Genomic DNA, 14,735 nt, shown 5'->3' with positions numbered 1-14,735 from the left:
AAAATTTATCTATGTTGTGATCAAATTTTTATTTTGAACATTAAATAATAACTTTTAATGTTCGGATATAGATATTGATATAAATTATTTTTATTTACAGTTTTAATAACTAAATGTTTCCTGGTGGAGGATAGCGGGATCGAACCGCTGACCTCCTGAATGCAAATCAGGCGCTCTCCCAGCTGAGCTAATCCCCCAGTTAAGTATGGTGGGCCGAGAAAGACTCGAACTTTCGACCCCACCCTTATCAAGGGTGTGCTCTAACCAACTGAGCTACCGGCCCTACAAGAAGGAAACATTACTTTAAGAAGAGAAATGAGGACGGTCAACATTACCGATGTATATTATTTAGAGTGAAATTTTACTTTCACTCATCCTTAGAAAGGAGGTAATCCAGCCGCAGGTTCCCCTACGGCTACCTTGTTACGACTTCACCCCAGTCGCTGACTATACCGTGGTCAAGGGTTTAAAACCTTGCCTTAAGGTAGAACCAACTCCCATGGTGTGACGGGCGGTGTGTACAAGACCCGGGAACGCATTCACCGTGGCACGCTGATCCACGATTACTAGTAATTCCAGCTTCATGCACTCGAGTTGCAGAGTGCAATCCGAACTGAGGCATCTTTTCGGGATTTGCTTAACGTTGCCGTTTTGCTTCCTGTTGTAGATGCCATTGTAGCACGTGTGTAGCCCAACACGTAAGGGCCATGAGGACTTGACGTCATCCCCACCTTCCTCCAGCTTATCACTGGCAGTTCTTTCAGAGTGCCCAACTTAATGATGGCAACTAAAAGTGAGGGTTGCGCTCGTTGCGGGACTTAACCCAACATCTCACGACACGAGCTGACGACAGCCATGCAGCACCTGTGTTTCGTCCGGCCGAACCGAAAACTCTAATCTCTTAGAGTCGCGACGAACATGTCAAGTGTTGGTAAGGTTCTGCGCGTATCTTCGAATTAAACCACATGCTCCACTACTTGTGCGGGTCCCCGTCAATTCATTTGAGTTTTAACCTTGCGGTCGTACTCCCCAGGCGGTGTGTTTATCGGTTTCCCTGCGACACTGAAAATAAATTTCCAACGTCTAACACACATCGTTTACGGCATGGACTACGAGGGTATCTAATCCTCTTCGCTACCCATGCTTTCGTTCCTCAGTGTCAGTAATGATCCAGAAAGCTGCCTTCGCAATTGGTATTCTTTCTAATATCTACGAATTTCACCTCTACACTAGAAATTCTGCTTTCCTCTATCATACTCTAGCTGAAAAGTTTTGATGGCAGTTCCAGAGTTAAGCTCTGGGATTTCACCACCAACTTTTTCAACCACCTACGAACTCTTTAAGCCCAGTAATTCCGAACTACGCTAGGTCCCTTCGTATTACCGCGGCTGCTGGCACGAAGTTAGCCGGACCTTCTTATTCGGGTACAGTCATTTTCTTCCCCGACGAAAGAGCTTTACAACCCAAAGGCCTTCTTCACTCACGCGGCATCGCTGCATCAGAGTTTCCTCCATTGTGCAAGATTCCCCACTGCTGCCTCCCGTAGGAGTTTGGGCCGTGTCTCAGTCCCAATGTGGCTGATCATCCTCTCAAATCAGCTATTGATCATAGTCTTGGTAGGCCATTACCCTACCAACAAACTAATCAAGTGCGGGCTCATCCAATGGTGCATAAAGCTTTCTCCGTAAAGACTTATCCGGTATTAGCACAAGTTTCCTCGTGTTATTCCAGGCCAAAGGGTAGATACCCACATGTTACTCACCCGTCTGCCACTAAGTATTGCTACTTCGTTCGACTTGCATGTGTTAGGCGTGCCGCCAGCGTACGTTCTGAGCCATGATCAAACTCTCAAGTTAAAAAACGGCGCACACTAGCTTCATATATAAATTGTAAGAATACAATCCATACGATTTTGAAGTGTGTACGACAAATTTTGGTAACCTTAACCGTCCACACTTCTCTTCTTAAATTTTTACTTTTTAAATAGCTAATTGGGTCTAAAACGCCCAATAATCCTCACTAATCTATTGAGTAAACAATAATTTTACTGAGAAAGTGTGCTGCTTATAAGCTAAAATAAAAGTAAATCAAGCATTTAGCATTTAAATAAATGCTCAAATATATCAATAAATACTAGGTTTTTTTTGATTTTTAGTCATTACTAAATTAATAATTCAAACTTCAAGATGATATTTAGTTCAAATAAAATAATAAAAATAATAAAAAAAAACATTGAGATTACTTTTCTTTTCTTGCTGTTGTTAATTACGATTTCAAGCACTAGTTTCTATAACAAAAAAAAAATAATAATAGATGAAAATTATAAAAATTTAATAAATAATATTTATTTTCAAAAAAGTATTAACCAAATTTTTGACAATCTAGTTCCAAGATATAAAAATATTGATCATAAAATTTCTAATGGTGAAACCTTTGATAAAATTTTAAATAATTATTCAATACCAAATGAAGAAATTAATCAGATCAAAAAAAAATTAAATTCGGATTACAATATAAATAATCTTCAGCCAAATCTTGAAATAAAAATTACTATTGACCAATCAAATAATAAAAAAATTACTTCTTTTTTATTTCCAGTTTCTAGAACAAAAAAAATTAAATTAACAAGGAATCTAGATAATAACCTTTTTGAAAAAAAAATAATTATTACAAATTTAAATAAAAAAATTGTTTTTAAAGAAGGAAAAATTACACAAAGTTTATATAAAACAGCTATTGATTTGAAAGTTCAGCCAAATGTGATTATTGAGTTTGCAAGAATTTATGGATTCCAAATTGATTTTCAAAGAGATATTAGAAAAAATGATAATTTTCAAATCATGTATGAAGTGTTTGAAGATGACGATGGTAAAATATTTGAGACAGGTAATATAATTTTTGCAGATCTAAAGCTAAGTGGAAAAAATAATGCATTATATTATTTTGAAAAAAAAGGAAGTGAAGGACACTATGATGAAAACGGTAAGAGTGTTGAAAAAGCATTGATGAAGACTCCTATTAATGGTGCAAGACTTTCTTCTGCATTTGGAATGAGAAAACATCCTATAGATGGTTTTAATAAAATGCATAGAGGGACTGACTTTGCAGCCCCAATGGGCACTCCTATTATGGCATCTGGAAGTGGACTGATAACAAGAGCAAGATGGTGTGGTGGTGGTGGAAATTGTATTAAAATAAAACATAATTCAACTTATGAAACTATTTATGCTCATATGAAAAATTTTGCTAGAGGAATAAAAGAGGGAATAAGAGTAAAACAGGGTCAGATAATTGGTTATGTCGGATCCACTGGAAAATCTACAGGTCCACATCTACATTATGAGGTAGTTGTAAATGGAAAAAAAGTTAACTCTCAAAAATTAAAGTTGCCTTCCGGTAAAACTCTTAAAGGAAAGGAAAGAGAAATATTTGAGGTAGAAAAAATTAAATTAGATGTTTTAAAATCAGAATTAATTATTGGATAAAATTAACTAGCAGCGACTTTCTTTTCAACCACTTTTTTATCAACACTTTTTACAACTTTTTTTACTTCAGGCTCAGTCACTTCTTTTTTAACCGTTTCAGCTTCATTTTGAACAGTTTCTTCAACTTTTTTTTCTGAATCGACTGGCTTAATAGTTGCAGTTGCAGATGAATTTACTCTAGCCATTCTAAGGCTTTCTTGCTCGTTTTGAACTCTTGTAAAGTGATCCGCATGTTGAAAATAATTTTCAGATAAAATTTTATCTTCATTAGCTAAAGCTTCTCTCGCTAAATCATTGTATTTTTCAATAAGTTTAACTGCATTATGATTATTTCTACCTGGAACTTTTCTTTGAAAATTATCATTGTTAGAAAATTTTGATCCTTCATTATTGCTTCTAAATGGAGGTCTTCTATTATTATTGCTTCTAAATGGAGGTCTTCTATTATTACTATTATTACTTCTAAATGTTACCATAATATTTTTTCAATTTAAATTTTAGTGCTGATTATACAGCGATCATTATTGCCATAATCTTTTATAGCTTTGTTAACGTAAAAACCTTCTTCTTTTAATATTTTTATAACTTTATTTTTTTGATTAAAACCAATCTCTAAAATAAATTTACCATTTTTCTTAATCAGATTACTTGTCTTGTTGATTACTTTTCTGATTTTTGAAAAACCATCAAACCCACCACTTAAAGCTAACTTTGGCTCAAAATTAACTACATCTTTTTCCAAATATTTTAAACTTAATTGTTCAATATATGGAGGGTTTGAAACAATGATATCATATTTGCCATTATTAAAATTGTCAACACTTGAGTGAAAAAACTTTACTCGATTAGTTAAGCTTAGTTGTTTTGCATTAAATTTACTCACATTTATACTTTTTTTAGAAATATCTATTCCAGTTCCATAAAAATTAGATCTTTCTTTTAATATAGATAAAAGAATGCATCCAGATCCAGTTCCAATATCAAGAATTTGTAGTTGATCATCTTTTGAATAAATTTTTAAAACCTGTTCTATTATTAGTTCACTATCAGGTCTTGGAATTAGCACATCTTTATTGACAAAAAATTCATCTTGCCAAAACTCTTTTCTATTTATTAAATAAGCAATTGGTTCACCTTTTTTTCTTCTTTCAATTAAACTTTTAAATGTTCCTAATTGTTCTGAGTTCAAAACTTCTTTAGGATTTAAAATAATATGCTTTTTATCTCTTTTAATCGAGTTGGATAATAATATCTCGCTATCAAGTTGAGGATTAGCTATCTTATTTTTTTGCAGGATATCTATTCCTTCTTTCAGAATATTTTCTATATTCATTTTAATTAAGATTACTCAATTTTTCTTCTTGTGCTTGCAGCGTTAAATTTTCTACCATTTCATCAAAGGCTTCACCTTCCAAAAAAGCTTCAAGTTTGTGTAGGGTTAGATTAATACGGTGGTCTGTTACTCTTCCTTGTGGAAAATTATATGTTCTAATTCTTTCAGAGCGGTCTCCAGTTCCTATTTTGCTTTTTCTATCCTCTGATCTTTCACCCTCTATTCTTGATCTTTCTAATTCATAAAGTCTTGATCTTAAAATTAACATCCCTTTTGCTTTATTTTTGTGTTGTGATTTTTGATCTTGTTGAGATACAGATAATCCAGTTGGAATATGAGTAATTCTCACGGCACTATCAGTTGTATTAACGGATTGTCCACCTGGGCCACCAGCTCTAAACACATCAATTCTTAAGTCTGAGTCATTTATTTTGATATCAACCTCTTCTGCTTCTGGTAGAACGGCCACTGTTGCTGCAGAAGTGTGGACTCTCCCTTGAGTTTCTGTATCTGGAACTCTTTGAACACGATGAACTCCACTTTCATATTTTAATGTTGAATAAATATTTTTCCCCCTAATTGATGCAATAACTTCTTTCAGTCCCCCTGCCTCACTCTGAGACATGCTTATTAATTCTAATTCCCATTTTTTTTGATGACTAACTTTTTCATACATCTTAAAGAGATCTGCTGCAAATAAACTGGCCTCTAACCCTCCAGTACCTGCTCTAATTTCTATAATTGCATTTTTTTTATCTGCCTCGTCTTTTGGTAATAAAAATAATTTTAATTTTTTTTCTATAGTTTCGTTTTCTAATTTTAAATCTTTTAATTCTACCTCAGCCATTTCTTTAAACTCATTATCACTACTAGAATCACTTAATATTTTCTCTAGATCCTTTTTTTCCCCCTCATAAGAAAAATATTTTCTAACATCATCAATTACCTCGTTTAAATCCGAGTATTCTTTTGATTTTTCAGCAAAAAGTTTTTTATCCACTTCACCTGATGATAATTCTTTCTCCAAAATAGAATGCTTTGATATTAAATCTTCAATAGTTTTTAGAGGTATCATTGTATTTATAATTTTTTATCAAGTTCAGCAGCTTTTTTTTCAACTTCACTTACAACTCTTGATATTATGTCTTCTGATAAAACTTTTTCACTTTGAATGCCAGATAAATAAAGCATATTATTACCCTTACCGCCTCCAGTAATTCCTATATCTGTCATCGCCGCTTCTCCAGGTCCATTAACCACACAGCCAATAATCGATAATGTTAAAGGGGTTTTGATGTGAGCTAGTTTATCTTCTAATGTTTTTACCGTGTCAATTACTTGGAATGCTTGTCTTGCACATGATGGACAAGATATGATTTTTACACCTCTATTTCTTAAGTTAAGTGACTTTAATATTTCATTACCAATTTTAATTTCTTTAATAGGATCGTCAGACAAAGAAATTCTTATGGTATCCCCTATTCCATCCATTAAAAGTGAGCCAAGACCTATCGATGACTTGACACTGCCTGATACAAAGCTTCCGGCTTCTGTGATCCCTAGGTGTAACGGATAATCTGTAACTTTTGATAGTTGACGATACGCTGCAATAGATAAAAAAATATCTGAAGATTTTACACTTATCTTAAAATTAAAAAAATCTTGATCCTCTAAAATCTTAATATTCCTTTGTGCACTTTCAACTAAAGCTTCTGGACATGGTTCCTTATATTTTTCTAAAATATCTTTTTCAAGAGAGCCAGCGTTAACACCTATTCTAATGGAACAATCATTATTTTTAGCAGCACTAAGTACATCGTGTATTTTTAATTTATCCCCTATGTTGCCTGGATTAATTCTTAAACATTTTGCTCCATTTTCGGCAGCTTCTACTGCTCTTTTATAATGAAAATGAATATCAGCAATTATTGGAACAGATACATGTTTTGTAATTTCCCTAAGAGCTAATGAGGACTCTTCATCTGGGCAAGAAACTCTAACCAGATCAGCACCCTCTTCATGAATATCATTAATTTGTTTTATTGTAGCCTGAATATCGGTTGTTAAGGTGTTGGTCATTGATTGAACAGAAATAGGATTGTCACCACCTATCTTTACATCACCAACATTTATAACTTTTGTTTTTTTTCTATGAATGTCTCTAAATGGTCTTAAGCTCATAAATTAATCTAACTTAAATTCTTTGTGAAGCACTGCTACTGCTTTTTTTATCTGTTTATTTGAAATTAAAACTGAAATTTTAATTTCAGAAGTTGAAATAACCATTATATTAATCTTTTTTAAAGCCAAAGCCTGAAACATTCTATAAGTAATTCCTGGGGTTGTAATCATACCCACACCAATAATAGATACTTTTGAAACATTATTGTCATATGTAAGTTTTCTAAATGAAATTTTTTTATTTTGATTAATTATTTTTTCTGTTTTTTTTACATCTTCAGATTTAATTGTAAAAGTTAAGTCTGTTTCTTTTCCATTTAAAGAAATGTTTTGAACTACCATATCAACATTAATTTGATTAAGTGATAATGGTTTAAAAACAGCAGCTGCTACACCTGGCCTATCTTTAACACCCACAATAGTAACTTTAGAATCATTTTTTGTAGAAGTAATTCCGGTTATTATTTGATTACTGAAGGTTTTTTTTGCACCAGTTATTAATGTGCCTTTCTTTTTTTGAAATGAAGATTTAACTGAAAAATTAATATTATTTAGTTTTGCATCTTGCACAGATGTAGGTTGCATAACCTTTGCGCCTAATGATGCCATCTCTAACATTTCATCGTAGGAAATTTTACGAATTTTTTTGGCTTTAGGATGATTTCTTGGATCTGTAGTATAAACACCATCTACATCAGTGTAGATATCACACGCATCAGTATTAAAAAATTTTGCAAGCATTATTGCTGATGCATCAGTTCCACCTCTGCCCAGTGTTGTAATTCTATTTTCTAAGTTAATGCCTTGAAAACCAGTTATGATAGGTATTCCACCTGATTTCATGAAACTAAGTATTTTTCCTTTATCGATTTTGTTAATTCTTGAAGAGCTGTAAGGTCCTTCTGTAATAATTGGTAGCTGCCAAGACATCCATGATCTAGCTTTAAAACCAAGGTGTTTTAATCTACCAGCAATTAATGCACAAGTTGCTTGCTCTCCCGTTGCTAACAAAACATCATATTCTGCTGCATCAAAGTTATTACTTAATTCTTTTGTTTTTTTTATTAATTCATTAGTTGTGCCACTCATTGCAGAAGAAACCACAATGACACCCATTTTCTTCTTTTTATAAGAGGAAATAATTTTTGATACACTCTTTATTCTATCTATACTTCCAACGGAGGTTCCACCGAACTTTAATACAACAGTTTTCATTGATAATTTTGTAATTTATATTTGATAAAATACATCTTAATTGTTATGTCCACAAGTTATCTATTATGAATTCAATAAATAAAAAAGAAATTGAGAAATTTTCTAAAATTGCTGAAGAATGGTGGGATCCTAATGGTAAATTCAAACCATTGCATAATTTTAATCCAATAAGAATTAGATATATAAAAGAAAATATTATCAAAGATTTTAAAATTAGATCATCTGACAAGCCCTTAAAAAATATTAAATTACTTGATATTGGTTGTGGTGGAGGGTTATTATCTGAACCAATGTGCAGACTAGGAGCAAGTGTTGTTGGCATTGATGCATCAAAGAAAAATATTGAAGTTGCAAAATTTCATGCAAAAAAAAATAAACTTAAGATTGACTATAAAGTTGCATCTCCAGAGATGTTAAAAGATAAAAAAAAATTTGATGTAATTTTGAACATGGAAATAGTTGAACATGTTAATGATATAGACTTTTTTATTAAAGAAAGTTCAAAATTATTGAAAAAAAACGGAATAATGTTTATTGCAACTCTTAACAAAACATTAAAATCTTATGTATTTGCAATAGTGGGTGCTGAATATATTTTAAAATGGCTTCCAATTGGAACACATGATTGGGAAAAATTTGTTAAACCTAGTGGGCTAATAGATATATGTAAAAAAAACAATCTATCTCTAAAAAAATTAGATGGAATGAATTTTAATATATTAGATAATAGCTGGAAAGTAACAAATGATACTTCTGTTAATTATATTACAAAATTTATAAAAAATTAGTTCGTAGTATTTTTTATCCAAGGCAGTATTTCTGCTTTTATACCCTCTTCCTTTAACTCGTTAAGATCTTTTTTTGTTGCAGTACCATAAATACCTTTGGCCTTTTTTTTGTCTTTATAATGTAGAGACCTTGCCTCATAAGCAAAATTTTCTCCCACATATTCAAAATTTTTTTTAATAAATTCTTGATATTTATAAATTATTTTTTTTATTTCTTTATATTTTTCACTGGATGAATCAATGTCTGTTAAATTATTTTTTGAAGTGCTCACATTAGGAGACATCAAGTCCTTTCCAACATTTAAGGAATTGCAAAAATGACAATTTAAAAAATTTTTCTTTTTAAGTTTTTCATATTCCTTAGACGATGAAAACCAACTATCAAAAGTAGTTTCACAATCTTTACATATGAGCTTGTATTTGATCATGGTTTATAGTTAATAATTAATAAAGTTAATTCAATATCAAATTAGCTTCTATAATCAGCATTAATCTTAATATATTTTTTTGTTAAATCCATTGTGTAGGCAGTAAAACTTTTTGATCCCATATTTAAATTTACTGAAATATCTATTGATTGACTTTTCATATAGTTGGCAACTTCATTTTCTTTATAATATTTAAAAATTTGTCCTTTTTCTATTATCTTAATACCACCAAAGCTTATTGCTAATTTTTTTAAATCTATTTTCACTCCAGATTTTCCTATAGCCATTATTATTCTACCCCAATTTGGATCTTCTCCTGCGATGGCTGTTTTAACAAGATTTGAATTCGCAATAGAAAAAGCTATTACTCTTGCTTCGTTTTCACTTTTTGATTTAACTATATTGATTGTAATAAATTTAGTAGCTCCCTCACCGTCCTTAACAACTCTTTTTGACAAATTTAATAACACTGAATGTAGGGCTTTATCAAAACTAAATATTTTTTTATCATTAATATTATTTATGATTTGGTTTTTTACTTTTCCTGTAGAAAAAATAGAAACCATATCATTTGTGCTAGTATCGCCATCACAACTGATTGCATTAAAGGTTGTATTAATATTTTTCTTTAATAGTTTTTTTAAAATATTGTTTGAAAGATCTGCATCAGTAAAAACGTAACCTAATGTGGTCGCCATGTTTGGAAAAATCATTCCTGATCCTTTGGCAATTCCATAAATCTTAACTTTTTTATTTCCTATTTGACATTCCTCCATAGTAATTTTTGGCTGTAGGTCTGTTGTCATTATGCCTAATGCAGCTTTCATCCAGGTAAATTTATTTTGCGTATATTTAATTTTTTTGATTAATTCTGGAATATTATTTTTAATTTTTTCAGTTGGATATTTTTCTCCAATTGTCCCTGTACACCCAAAAAGAACTTGATTTGATGATATCTTCTTTGGAAAATCTTCGTCTTCAGTTTGTTTTTTTGTTAATTGTAATGCTGCTTCTTCAGCTATTTCTTTTAAACCTTTGTAACCATCTGATCCTGTAAATGCATTAGCATTTCTAGTATTAATAATTAGAGAGCTTATTTTTTTACTTTTAATATCTAAATTCCACTTAATGTTCTCTGAAACTATTTTTGATTGTGTATAAACAGATGCATAGTTTGCCCCGTCTCTAAAATAAAACATAACCAAATCATCCCTAGGTTTGCTGTATAAATTTGCACAAACTGTGGATATTGAAACTCCATCTAGATGTTCTAAATCTTGAAAGTCACTATTTTTTGACTTTAAATTTAGTGAGTTTATAAAGTTTTTAACGTTTATTGGCATGTGTTTAAAATATTTATTTAATACTTATATTAAAAGTTATAATTAATTATATACCAGAAAATTAAATGCTTAATCCCTTAAATTTTATCACAAAGTTTATTAAATCTAGCAATCAAAAAGAGCTCGATAGAATTAACAAAATAGTTGTAAAAGTTAACTCCTTGGAAGCATCTGTTAAAAACCTTAGTGACGAAGACTTTCCTAAAAAAACTTCAGAATTGAAAGATAGACTTAAAAATGGTGAAAATTTAAACACTCTATTACCTGAAGCTTTTGCACTTGTGAGAGAGGCTTCTAAGAGAACAAGAAATGAGAGGCATCACGATGTTCAAATACTTGGGGGTGTTGTGCTTCACGAAGGCAAAATTGCAGAAATGAGAACTGGTGAAGGTAAAACTTTAACAATAAGTCTTGCAGCCTATTTAAACGCCCTGACAGAAAAAGGGGTACATATAGTTACTGTAAATGACTATCTTGCAAAAAGAGACTCTCAAGAAATGGGGGAAATATATAAATTTTTAGGATTAACTTTTGGTTTTATAAATAATGACCAAGATGATCTTGAAAGAAAAAAAAATTATAATTTTGATATTACATATGCAACTAATAGTGAATTAGGGTTTGATTATCTTAGAGATAATATGAAATTTTCAAAAGAACAAATGGTTCAAAGAGGGCATGTTTATACTATTGTAGATGAAATAGATTCTTGTTTAATTGATGAGGCTAGAACGCCACTTGTAATATCGGGAGCTGCTGAAGATAAAACAGAACAATATCTTGCGATTGACAAACTTATAAAAAGATTATTACCAGAGCATTATGAGATTGATGAAAAAGATAAAAATATATTGCTTACGAATGAGGGAATAAATAAAGTAGAAAAAATATTCTCTGATGCAGGAATTCTAAAAAATAATAACTTTTATGACCCTGAAAACTTAAGTTTAGTTCATCATGTAAATCAATCCTTAAGGGCTCATCATCTATTTGAAAAAGGAAGAGACTATATTGTTAAAGATGAAACATTAAAAATTATTGACGAACTTACTGGTAGAATATTAGAGGGAAGAAGATTTGGAGATGGCCTACACCAAGCACTTGAAGCCAAAGAAAGAATAGATGTTCAAGCTGAAAATCAAACTCTAGCATCAATAACTTATCAAAATTACTTCAAGCTCTATAATAAAATTTCAGGATGTACTGGAACTGCAGCAACTGAATCTCAGGAGTTTTATGAAATATATAATTTAGTTGTGGTTATCATCCCTACAAATAAAGAAATGATTAGAAAAGATTGGAATGATCAAATTTTTAGAACAGAAGAAGAAAAAAATAAAGCCATCATTGAAAAAGTTCTAGAGTGTCACCAGCAAGGTCAACCTATATTAGTTTTCACTTCTAGTATTAATAAATCAGAAATTTATTCAAAATTACTAAATGATGAAAAAATTAAACATGTAGTTTTAAATGCAAAAAATCATGAAAATGAAGCTGAAATCATTGCAAATGCTGGAAAAATGAATTCAGTTATAATCACAACAAGTATCTCGGGTAGAGGTGTTGATATCCAGTTAGGTGGGAAAAAAGGAAGTCAACCTGATGATGAACTTTTAGAAAATAAAAATAAAATAAAATCGCTTGGTGGACTATTTGTTATTGGCACAGAAAGAATGGAGTCTAGAAGAGTTGATAACCAAGCCAGAGGAAGAGCTGGTAGACAGGGCGATGAAGGAAGTTCAATTTTTTATGTTAGTTTAGAAGATGACTTAATGAGAATTTTTGGTTCAGAATCTATGAATAATATCCTTCAAAAATTAGGCTTAAAAGATGGAGAAAGTATTGATCACCCCTGGATTAATAAAGCACTTGAGAGGGCACAACAAAAAGTTGAAGCTAGAAATTTTGATATAAGAAAAAATTTATTAAAATTTGATGACGTGTTAAATGATCAAAGACATGTAATATTCTCTCAAAGAAATGGTGTGATGAATAGTGAAAAAGTTTTTGATTATTCAGATGAATTCTTATCTGAAATTATTAGTCATCTAATCACCTTAAAAACACAGAAACTATCAACAACTAAAAATAATGAATTTAACAATCAGTTAAAAACTTTACTGGGAAAAAGTGTTGATGATAATGAATTTAAAAATGTTACTGAATTAAAAGATGAAGAGTTCAAAAATAAAATTAATTCTAAATTTTTAGAAGCAAGAAATGAAAGAATTAAAATGTTGGATGAAGAAAAAGCAAAAGAAGTTGAAAAAAGAATTTTTCTTCAGTGTATAGATTTAAACTGGAAGTCACATATTCAGTATCTTGAACAACTAAGACAAGTTATTGGCCTAAGATCTTATGGTCAAAGAGATCCATTAGTTGAGTATAAAAAAGAAGCTTTTTTTCTTTTCGAAAACTTATTGAATAAATTGAAAATGGATTTTGTTACAATTTTAATTAATTTAAAAATAGTTCAAGAACCTGGTGAAAGTATTTCAAGACCATTAAAAAAAGAAACATCTAACGATCCAAAGTGTTTACTAATACAAAGAAAAAATGAAAAGATTTCAAGAAATGAGAAATGTGAAGCTACAGGTAAAAAGTTTAAAAACTGTTGTGGGGCCTTATAAAGAAAATATAAAATAGCCCAATAAAACTATTACTCCAAATAAAACTACTAAATTTAACTTCGATTTAAAGAAGTTTTTAATAAATAAATTAACCTTACTTTCTTTCATGCTGAGTTTACTTAGATCATCTAATTGATTTACGAATCCTTTAGATCTTCCAATAGTTAAAAATTTATTTTTTCTATGATTAAAAATTTCTTCTCCACTCATGTTAAAAAATTCATTCAAATTTTTTTCAATTGATTTTCTTACGTTATCTAATATTAGGTCTCTATCTCTGTGGGCACCACCAATTGGCTCTGGGACAATTTCATCAATTACTTTTAGTTCTAAGAGGTCTTTTGAAGACAATTTCATAGCTTTTGCTGCTTCTAAAGTTCTTTTAGGATCTCTCCATAAAATGGTGGCACAGCCTTCTGGAGATATTACTGAGTAAATTGCATTTTCTAACATGATTACCTTATTAGATGAAGCAAGTGCTATAGCCCCTCCTGATCCACCTTCTCCAATAACAATTGCAAGAGTTGGGACGTTTAAGGACATGCAGCACTCAATTGATTTTGCAATTGCCTCTGCTTGACCTCTTTCTTCTGCTCCTACACCAGGGTAAGCACCAGGCGTATCTATAAAAGAAATTATCGGTATGTTAAATTTATTTGCTAATTTCATTAATCTAATTGTTTTTCTGTAACCCTCAGGTCTCATCATTCCAAAATTTCTTTCAATTCTGCTTTCAAGGCTGTCCCCTTTTTCTTGACCAATAACTAACACAGATTTTTCATCAAATTTTGCAAATCCTGCTAATACGGATTTGTCTTCTCCATAATATCTATCACCTGATAATGGGATAAAATCTTCAAATAAATTATCAATAAAAAATTTTGCTTTAGGTCTATCTTCATGTCTTGCAACTAGAGTGGTTTGCCAGGGGTCTAAGTTAGAGTAAATCTCTTGTAGCTTATTATCTATCTCTTTTTGAGACTCAGAAATTTTTTTTGTATCTACTTCTGAAAGACCATCTTGATTATAAGGGTCTTTAAGTTTGTCTATTTCTATCTCTAAATTTTTAATGTCTGCTTCAAAGTTTAAATAATTTTTCATATGATTGTTTAATTATTAATTAAATAAGAAAAAAGGCAATAAAATGTTTGAAATAATTTATATTTGACATAATTCTATTAAGAGATAGTCTTAATCAATATCGGGAGAGACTATTATATAATAGCGCCGAAGGAGCAACCACCCCGGAAACTCTCAGGCAAATGGACCGATATCAAACATAACACTCTGGAAAGAGATTTATCTCGCCGATGGAGCAAAACTCTCAGGCAA

Annotated in this window: 11 protein-coding genes, 2 tRNA genes, 1 rRNA gene and 1 riboswitch; of the genes, 3 read left to right on the top strand and 11 right to left on the bottom strand. The window is 31.0% G+C overall.

The window, feature by feature from the left end:
* Positions 1-121: 121 nt before the first annotated feature.
* The 3 genes from AC5SLN_RS00625 to AC5SLN_RS00615 all read right to left on the bottom strand — a co-directional run bounded on the left by AC5SLN_RS00625 (position 122) and on the right by AC5SLN_RS00615 (position 1,856).
* A tRNA-Ala gene (locus AC5SLN_RS00625) sits at positions 122-197 on the bottom strand.
* Between the two features lie 9 nt (positions 198-206).
* A tRNA-Ile gene (locus tag AC5SLN_RS00620) sits at positions 207-283 on the bottom strand.
* 98 nt (positions 284-381) lie between these two features.
* Positions 382-1,856 (bottom strand): 16S ribosomal RNA (locus tag AC5SLN_RS00615).
* Positions 1,857-2,186: 330 nt separating this feature from the next.
* On the opposite strand from AC5SLN_RS00615, the gene AC5SLN_RS00610 reads away from it, so the two are divergent.
* Entirely contained in the window at positions 2,187-3,485 is a 1,299-nt protein-coding gene (locus AC5SLN_RS00610; protein WP_494593566.1) for a M23 family metallopeptidase, read from the top strand.
* A gap of 2 nt (positions 3,486-3,487) precedes the next feature.
* On the opposite strand, the gene AC5SLN_RS00605 is transcribed toward AC5SLN_RS00610, so the two are convergent.
* From AC5SLN_RS00605 to AC5SLN_RS00585, 5 genes are read right to left on the bottom strand one after another with little or no spacing between them, the layout of a single operon-like run.
* Positions 3,488-3,961, bottom strand: a complete 474-nt coding sequence (locus AC5SLN_RS00605) for a DUF4167 domain-containing protein (protein ID WP_494593564.1) — start codon at positions 3,959-3,961, stop codon at positions 3,488-3,490.
* 14 nt (positions 3,962-3,975) lie between these two features.
* Positions 3,976-4,818: a peptide chain release factor N(5)-glutamine methyltransferase gene (gene prmC, locus AC5SLN_RS00600; protein WP_494593562.1), complete on the bottom strand. Its 843-nt coding sequence runs from the start codon at positions 4,816-4,818 to the stop codon at positions 3,976-3,978.
* 1 nt (position 4,819) lies between these two features.
* Complete coding sequence (gene prfA / locus AC5SLN_RS00595; RefSeq protein ID WP_494593560.1) at positions 4,820-5,893, bottom strand: peptide chain release factor 1; 1,074 nt, start codon at positions 5,891-5,893, stop codon at positions 4,820-4,822.
* A gap of 5 nt (positions 5,894-5,898) precedes the next feature.
* Positions 5,899-6,999, bottom strand: coding sequence for a flavodoxin-dependent (E)-4-hydroxy-3-methylbut-2-enyl-diphosphate synthase (ispG, locus tag AC5SLN_RS00590; protein ID WP_494593558.1), 1,101 nt, complete (start codon positions 6,997-6,999; stop codon positions 5,899-5,901).
* Between the two features lie 3 nt (positions 7,000-7,002).
* Positions 7,003-8,214: an aspartate kinase gene (locus AC5SLN_RS00585; protein ID WP_494593556.1), complete on the bottom strand. Its 1,212-nt coding sequence runs from the start codon at positions 8,212-8,214 to the stop codon at positions 7,003-7,005.
* Between the two features lie 65 nt (positions 8,215-8,279).
* On the opposite strand from AC5SLN_RS00585, the gene ubiG reads away from it, so the two are divergent.
* Entirely contained in the window at positions 8,280-9,002 is a 723-nt protein-coding gene (gene ubiG / locus AC5SLN_RS00580) for a bifunctional 2-polyprenyl-6-hydroxyphenol methylase/3-demethylubiquinol 3-O-methyltransferase UbiG (protein ID WP_494593554.1), read from the top strand.
* Here ubiG and AC5SLN_RS00575 read toward each other — a convergent pair.
* Complete coding sequence (locus tag AC5SLN_RS00575) at positions 8,999-9,430, bottom strand: DUF1178 family protein (RefSeq protein ID WP_494593552.1); 432 nt, start codon at positions 9,428-9,430, stop codon at positions 8,999-9,001. The two genes, ubiG and AC5SLN_RS00575, sit on opposite strands and share 4 nt — an antisense overlap.
* A 41-nt stretch (positions 9,431-9,471) precedes the next feature.
* Positions 9,472-10,773 carry a bifunctional glutamate N-acetyltransferase/amino-acid acetyltransferase ArgJ gene (argJ, locus tag AC5SLN_RS00570; protein WP_494593550.1) on the bottom strand — a complete coding sequence of 434 codons (1,302 nt, stop codon included), beginning with the start codon at positions 10,771-10,773 and terminating at the stop codon, positions 9,472-9,474.
* Positions 10,774-10,838: 65 nt separating this feature from the next.
* Between argJ and secA the strand changes: the two genes are divergently transcribed.
* Entirely contained in the window at positions 10,839-13,403 is a 2,565-nt protein-coding gene (gene secA / locus AC5SLN_RS00565) for a preprotein translocase subunit SecA (protein WP_494593548.1), read from the top strand.
* On the opposite strand, the gene AC5SLN_RS00560 is transcribed toward secA, so the two are convergent.
* The gene (locus AC5SLN_RS00560; RefSeq protein ID WP_494593546.1) at positions 13,398-14,504 is read right to left on the bottom strand and encodes an acetyl-CoA carboxylase carboxyltransferase subunit alpha; all 1,107 of its coding nucleotides are present in this window, start codon (positions 14,502-14,504) and stop codon (positions 13,398-13,400) included. The two genes, secA and AC5SLN_RS00560, sit on opposite strands and share 6 nt — an antisense overlap.
* A gap of 91 nt (positions 14,505-14,595) precedes the next feature.
* Positions 14,596-14,683, top strand: a riboswitch (glycine riboswitch).
* The last annotated feature ends 52 nt before the right edge of the window (positions 14,684-14,735 follow it).

This window comes from Candidatus Pelagibacter sp. PS_31 (assembly GCF_059417865.1).
The sequence above is the reverse complement of the archived record's forward strand: the minus strand, read 5'-3'. Positions and strand labels throughout refer to the sequence as shown.

Coding starts and splice junctions, on each gene's coding strand:
- secA (WP_494593548.1), top strand. CDS start 10,839: ATGCTTAATCCCTTAAATTTTATCACAAAGTTTATTAAATCTAGCAAT.
- AC5SLN_RS00575 (WP_494593552.1), bottom strand. CDS start 9,430: ATGATCAAATACAAGCTCATATGTAAAGATTGTGAAACTACTTTTGAT.
- prmC (WP_494593562.1), bottom strand. CDS start 4,818: ATGAATATAGAAAATATTCTGAAAGAAGGAATAGATATCCTGCAAAAA.
- AC5SLN_RS00610 (WP_494593566.1), top strand. CDS start 2,187: ATGATATTTAGTTCAAATAAAATAATAAAAATAATAAAAAAAAACATT.
- argJ (WP_494593550.1), bottom strand. CDS start 10,773: ATGCCAATAAACGTTAAAAACTTTATAAACTCACTAAATTTAAAGTCA.
- prfA (WP_494593560.1), bottom strand. CDS start 5,893: ATGATACCTCTAAAAACTATTGAAGATTTAATATCAAAGCATTCTATT.
- AC5SLN_RS00585 (WP_494593556.1), bottom strand. CDS start 8,214: ATGAAAACTGTTGTATTAAAGTTCGGTGGAACCTCCGTTGGAAGTATA.
- ubiG (WP_494593554.1), top strand. CDS start 8,280: ATGAATTCAATAAATAAAAAAGAAATTGAGAAATTTTCTAAAATTGCT.
- AC5SLN_RS00560 (WP_494593546.1), bottom strand. CDS start 14,504: ATGAAAAATTATTTAAACTTTGAAGCAGACATTAAAAATTTAGAGATA.
- ispG (WP_494593558.1), bottom strand. CDS start 6,999: ATGAGCTTAAGACCATTTAGAGACATTCATAGAAAAAAAACAAAAGTT.
- AC5SLN_RS00605 (WP_494593564.1), bottom strand. CDS start 3,961: ATGGTAACATTTAGAAGTAATAATAGTAATAATAGAAGACCTCCATTT.